The organism is Shewanella sp. 10N.286.52.B9, from assembly GCF_002873635.1.
GTDB lineage: Bacteria > Pseudomonadota > Gammaproteobacteria > Enterobacterales > Shewanellaceae > Shewanella.
Window position 1 is genome coordinate 1 of record NZ_MCTY01000003.1, and the last position, 5,683, is coordinate 5,683.

General features: G+C 39.9%; 6 protein-coding genes and 1 pseudogene. 5 read left to right on the forward strand and 2 right to left on the reverse strand.

Features of this window, described 5'->3' with window-relative positions:
- Positions 1-109 precede the first annotated feature (109 nt).
- The 4 genes from BCU91_RS00445 to BCU91_RS20130 all read left to right on the forward strand — a co-directional run bounded on the left by BCU91_RS00445 (position 110) and on the right by BCU91_RS20130 (position 3,481).
- A complete protein-coding gene (locus BCU91_RS00445; RefSeq protein WP_102530666.1) occupies positions 110-1,249 on the forward strand; it encodes a transposase in 1,140 nt (379 codons plus the stop codon).
- Between the two features lie 284 nt (positions 1,250-1,533).
- Positions 1,534-1,833 (forward strand): hypothetical protein, encoded by a 300-nt coding sequence (locus BCU91_RS00450; RefSeq protein ID WP_102530667.1) that lies wholly within the window; start codon positions 1,534-1,536, stop codon positions 1,831-1,833.
- Between the two features lie 119 nt (positions 1,834-1,952).
- Complete coding sequence (locus tag BCU91_RS00455) at positions 1,953-3,158, forward strand: lysozyme inhibitor LprI family protein (protein WP_102530668.1); 1,206 nt, start codon at positions 1,953-1,955, stop codon at positions 3,156-3,158.
- Positions 3,159-3,298: 140 nt separating this feature from the next.
- Positions 3,299-3,481, forward strand: coding sequence for a hypothetical protein (locus BCU91_RS20130; RefSeq protein ID WP_133126564.1), 183 nt, complete (start codon positions 3,299-3,301; stop codon positions 3,479-3,481).
- Positions 3,482-3,508: 27 nt separating this feature from the next.
- On the opposite strand, the gene BCU91_RS00460 is transcribed toward BCU91_RS20130, so the two are convergent.
- Complete coding sequence (locus tag BCU91_RS00460) at positions 3,509-4,663, reverse strand: IS110 family transposase (protein WP_102530669.1); 1,155 nt, start codon at positions 4,661-4,663, stop codon at positions 3,509-3,511.
- 131 nt (positions 4,664-4,794) lie between these two features.
- On the opposite strand from BCU91_RS00460, the gene BCU91_RS00465 reads away from it, so the two are divergent.
- On the forward strand, positions 4,795-5,283 hold the full coding sequence (locus BCU91_RS00465) for a hypothetical protein (RefSeq protein ID WP_102530670.1): 489 nt from the start codon (positions 4,795-4,797) through the stop codon (positions 5,281-5,283).
- A 254-nt stretch (positions 5,284-5,537) separates the two neighbouring features.
- On the opposite strand, the pseudogene BCU91_RS00470 reads toward BCU91_RS00465, so the two are convergent.
- Positions 5,538-5,683: pseudogene (locus BCU91_RS00470) on the reverse strand (IS91 family transposase); the annotation flags it as partial.

The following is a 5,683-nucleotide window of genomic DNA, read 5'->3' on the forward strand; positions in this document are numbered from 1 at the left end:
TGAATAAGCTGTTGAACCTGCCGGACGGAGTCCGGAGAAGCCCATAGCTAATCAATTTTCATCATAATAACTACTGTTTTTTTGTACAGTATAGTCTATATTTATTGCTATGACGCAATACTCCTTACAACAACTCTTCACCCAATATCCACCAAGAAAATATGGGGTGAAGTTACCGCTATACCAACTCAAAGCACTCGATGCGATCACGGCTTGTCGAACTAAAAAGATGGGCAGTCACGGTCAATATTGTGAGCAAGGTCATCTGTGTGGAGTGTTTTATAATTCTTGCAGACATCGAGGTTGTCCCCAGTGTCAGACTGTGAAGCGAGAGCAGTGGCTGGCAGATTGGTCAGCGCGATTACTTGCTACTCAACATCATCATTGGATCTTTACTTGCCCCCATGAACTACTACCACTTTGGCGTTTTAATCGAGCCTGGTTTCAAGGGTTGTTATTTAAGAGCGTGGCCGAGACGTTAAAGACACTGTTTGCTGATAAACAGCATTTAGGCGTTCAAGCTGGTTTCTTGCTTGCGCTGCATACCTGGGGACGAAATTTAAGTGATCATCCGCATATACATTGTTTAATGACCCACGGCGGTCTTGATGATGCTGGTAAATGGCAGCAGCCGAGACGTAAAAGCCTATTGCCAGTTGAAGTGGTTAAGCGATTATTTAGAGGTAAGCTAATTGCTAAAATAAACGCGGGGCTCAGTAAGGGGGAGTTGATATTGCCCAATGGCGAGACAAGCACTTCAGTCATTAATTTACTCAATAAACTTGGTCGGGTTAAATGGCAAATTTATGCATGTAAGCCCTACAATCAAGGCTTTGGGGTAGCAAAATATTTAGCGCGATATATGTGTGGTGGCGCCCTTAAAAACCATCAGATACTGAAGATTAAAGATGGGCAGGTGTATTTCAGATATCGAGATCACCGGACTAAAAAGATGGCGCAAAGCCGTTACAGCATTGCCGACTTTGAACGGCAAATATTACGTCATCAGCCATTGCCCCATCAGCAGAGTATGCGTTATTACGGTTTCTATCACCCCAGTCAGATAGCCCGCTTAAATCAAGCGAGGTTGAGTCAAGGGCAAGCAGAATATCAAACGCCGAGTCTACCTGATTGGCAAGGGGTGATGGATAAATTTGGTTTAACGATAGATTGTGCGATTTGTGATGAGTTAGAGATACAAGCCGCGACGGGCAATAAACCAACGGTGGTGGATAGCACGCGACATTAATAGGGATAGCATTATTGCCTGAGATCACCTGGTGGCATTGTGGTGGGTAATCGACAGGAGGTTGCAAATTATCATTATAAAAGAAGGTGATAAATGATTTTACTTGCGGTAGTCTACTGATTAATAAATCAGCTATCGCGATACTAGCAAGTGAGCAATCACCACAGGTATCGCGGCAGTTCAACAAGACGATTAATGAGACGATGTTTTGGCCTTTACGAGGGCTTTTTTTAGGATAAAACATCGGCTCATTATCTAAAGCGTTATATTTTTAGAGACCTCAAATGTATTTAGAACCGTGGTCGGATATTAATGACTATCCCGATACTCATAAAAAGAACTTATTAATTGAAGCTAAAAAGGAAATCGATATTGGTCATATGCTGTTTGGCAAGGAGTTTTCTGTAATTGCTAAACGTGAAGACTGCGACGATATTCTTGTTTTATCTGAAAACAATAAATATATAGTTCATCTTACTTGGTCTAGTAAAAAAGAATCACTTCCTTACCCAAATACAGTAAGGTTTGATACTGAAGAAGAGCTAGAAAAAAGGCTACAACAAGATTTCGAATATTATTCATAGCCAAAATATAACAAAGGCAATCAAGACGGACAGCTAAACGTTGGCTGCTGTTCGTTCCTCACAACAATTTTAGCCAACATTTAGCTGACCGCTTATTGCGGCGTTAGGCGAATAAGCACATGAAATACCTACTCATATTAATATCTGTATTTTCAGTAAATTCTTATGCGGCAAGTTTTGATTGCTCTAAGGCTTCACCAAAAATTGAGCAGTCAATATGTTCTAATAATCAATTAAGCAAACTTGATGACGATCTTTCTGAAACTTTTTCCAAATTAAAGAGCAATCTTGAAAAAAGTGAATTTCAAATACTTTTAAAAGAGCAAAGGAAATGGATAAGGCAAAGAAATGATTTGTGTCGAAATAGTTCAAGATTGGATAGATGCTTAATTTCGGTTTATGAAAATAGGATTAATACATTGGATGTATTTTCCAAAAACATTTTGCCGACTCTAACTGATCTAGAAGCAGTTTGTTCCGGTACCGCTAAAAGAAACCCTGTTAACAATGAGCTATTCGATGTCAACAACGATGGAAAGGATGAAGTTGCGGAGACTTGTTGGGGCGGCACAATGAATGCCCCCTGTATAAATTTCAAAAAACAAAATGGCGATAATATTTATCTCAAAACAATTGGCTTTGAGTGGAAAACATATTGGACCTTCTCCTCTAGTTATTTTGAATATAATGGTAAGGTTTATAACTCGCATGGCACAGAGAAAGGTTCCTCTCACATAAGATATACCACGCCAGAGAACAATAGTTACGTGGTATGCGAATTTGAAAATATAGAGTCAGAAAAATTCATTCCTACAAATGAATTAGAAACGAGCTCTGATATATGTAATTTAGCAAGCGAAAATAAGCTTCGGTATATCGAGTTAAAAGACAAGCCTGTGATGACGCGCGAACAGGTCAGAGAGGCTGGTAGGTATGAGACCGGAATACTCAGGCAAGGATATCTAGATATTGATAATGATGGAAATAAAGAGCTTGTAGCCCAAGTAAACTATGCGAGCGGTGCAGGAAGAGGGTGTGATTTCTTGTATTATGATGAGCTAAATATTGAAAGCGGCACCTTTAAAAACAACAAAGGTCAAACTCCCTTATTGAAAATGCAAGGGGTAAATTTGGACAATAGGCATCCAAATTGTGGCGGGATGAATAATAGATTATTTGAGTTTAATGGGAAAATTTACTATGAGATTAATACTTCCAGAGAACGCCGTATATCTATATTAGACAATAATGAATCCAGAGATGTTTGTAACGTCCAAAGATCGATTGAAACAAATGTTAAATATATTGGCCCGCCTAACAAGTAAAGGCACAGGACGCAGCAAAGCTGCACCTGTGCTTTAGGCGTTGGTATGACTCCCCACGTCAAGTAAAGCGCAATAGTTTTGGCCTAAAGATTTAAGCCTATTTTATTCTTTACCCAAAATGAATTGAGTTAACGCAGAAGATGAAGCAAGTAATTTCGTCGGTTGTCATGCAGATATCCGTGGATTACTTATTTTTCAATAAGCAGCGCCTACCTTACATAATCCGTCGTGACACCTGTCTTCAGTCTATGTTCGTGGTTCACACAGGGTTAACTGTATGCCATCCTAACGCCGTCGGTGATTGTGCCACTGCCGATGCCTGATCAACTGCATTAACTCAAAACTGTTACTCATGCAGGTACTCTTGATAACCGTAATTTAGGGTTAATTTGCACGAGTACAATTTCCCGTGAAATAGCCCAAATATATGCAATCATTTCTCTGTCTATTGCAGTCACTATGACATTGTAGTGTTTACCTTTTTGCATGAGCTTTTGATATCGACGACAGAGTCGTAGTTGCGCTTGCCATGCAATATCAGTAATTTGCTTTGGTAAATCCTCTTGCCGTTTTTGTATATCGGTCGAAATATTTGCGGGATAACGGTATGAATGTGCGCCTTCAACCAATAAACGTCTCGCACGGCCATTACCGCATTTGGTGATAGAGCCAACATGCCGCTTACCGCCACTGGAGTGTTCAGATGGCACGAGTCCTAAATAGCTCATTAGCTTTCTTGGGTGGTCAAAGCGGGTTAAATCGCCTAATTCTGCAATAACGCCAGTGGCAACAAGTAACCTGACACCGCGTAATGCCTGAATGGCCTTTACGACAGGGTAATAGCGCCAGTTCTTAACATGGTGTTCTAACTCATTGTCTAATCGTTTAAGTCTTGAAATACGCTCCGTGATGCTTTGTATGTACTCCTGCAAGACAATCTGTTGACTTGGGTGCGGCAATATAATTTCTGTCAGCCAGCGAAGGTGTTGAAGCGACCAATTCGCGGTGCCTTTATAATTGATATTGTTTCGAAGCAACAATGCTTTGAGTTGATATTTAGCATCTTTTAGATCTTTCATCGCTGTTTCACGCGCTCGTGATAAATCTCTAATGGCTTCATCTTCAGGCTCTGGCACGTAGATAGCAGTCAGATCTTCCGATTTTAATAACTTAGCCAGTTTAAGTGCATCACGCTTATCTGTTTTGACTTTCTCGCCTGGTTTTTTAGGAATAAGAGAAGGTGCGATGACATAGCAGCAATGGCCTAAACTGGTGAGTAAACGGTAAATCCAATAACCACAGGGCCCTGCTTCATATACAAAATGTAGCGTTGCATCAGGGTATTTATATTCGAACTGCCTAGCGAGTTTAGTGATAGACGCTTTAGCACTTGAAACTCGACCTAAATGAACGGCTTGAGCGTCACGTTGATCTTCAATATAGGCCACTTCAACAAATTCTTTATGAGTATCTAGGCCAATAAAAAGTATGTTATGTTTGTTCATGCTGATCTCCGATTTAGTTTCTTTAACAAAACTATTATGGCTCTGGCTTTCAGCTAACCCACGATTAATTGGAGATCAGCATCTTTAGTGGGGAGTCATTATGTCTATACAACTCTAGGGTTCAGTGAACGTTGAAACATTTTATTCCCAAAGATTTCGAAGCTCCTATTAACTTAGAGACGGATATATTCCATATTTGCCCATTAGATACCAATGTAGCTAACTTAGACTATGAAGCTGTAATGTCTAGCACAACTGAACTACAAGGAATATTTGGTAGGGACTTTTCTTGGCCAAAACCAAATATGACATTAGAAGAAAGTATTACCAGCTTAAAAGTGCATGAACAGGAATTTAAAACTAAAAAAGCCTTTGCATATTCAGTTTTAAATACTGATAGAAACAAATGTTTTGGTTCTATTTATATCGATCCTAGCCGTTCAAAACAGTTTGATTGCGAGGTCTATTACTGGATACGCTCTGACAGTATTGTATTACAAGAAAAGCTTTTTAATGTTGTTTCTAAATGGCTTAAAAGTCAGTGGCCTTTTCAAAAAGTAGCTTATCCAGGAAGACTCATTCCGTGGGAAAACTGGGATAAACAGGTAAAAGTTGTATAACAGATAAGGATAGGCCGCGCGTAGCCGCGTCCTTATCCCAAGTGTTGAACAAGCCCGAGTGATACCTTTATAGTGTAAATATCGGCGTAAGATCTTACGCTTTTTCGATGTGTGCAGAGCAGTTACATTTTTTACTAGCCGCATAGATCCCTTAGCATCGTCAGCTAATTTCTTTACCTAAAATATCAATGCCTTAGCACCTCCTGATACTTTTCTTGTTCCGCATCTTAAGTGTTAATTTTTAATCCTTCCGCTTAAACAGTGGCGTTAGGTGTGGTTGGTTTTTGCCTAAGAAAGCTTGTCAGTCGTGCATGCTTATTCCTATGCACCCCCATAAATATCATCGGTTGTCGGCAACAAGGGCAAGGTCGTATGGCTTGAGTTTTAGTGGTGTTTTCGA

What these genes read in the sequence shown, in the direction of transcription:
- BCU91_RS00445 (WP_102530666.1), top strand. Translation starts at nt 110, where the DNA reads ATGACGCAATACTCCTTACAACAACTCTTCACCCAATATCCACCAAGA.
- BCU91_RS00450 (WP_102530667.1), top strand. Translation starts at nt 1,534, where the DNA reads ATGTATTTAGAACCGTGGTCGGATATTAATGACTATCCCGATACTCAT.
- BCU91_RS00455 (WP_102530668.1), top strand. Translation starts at nt 1,953, where the DNA reads ATGAAATACCTACTCATATTAATATCTGTATTTTCAGTAAATTCTTAT.
- BCU91_RS20130 (WP_133126564.1), top strand. Translation starts at nt 3,299, where the DNA reads ATGAAGCAAGTAATTTCGTCGGTTGTCATGCAGATATCCGTGGATTAC.
- BCU91_RS00460 (WP_102530669.1), bottom strand. Translation starts at nt 4,663, where the DNA reads ATGAACAAACATAACATACTTTTTATTGGCCTAGATACTCATAAAGAA.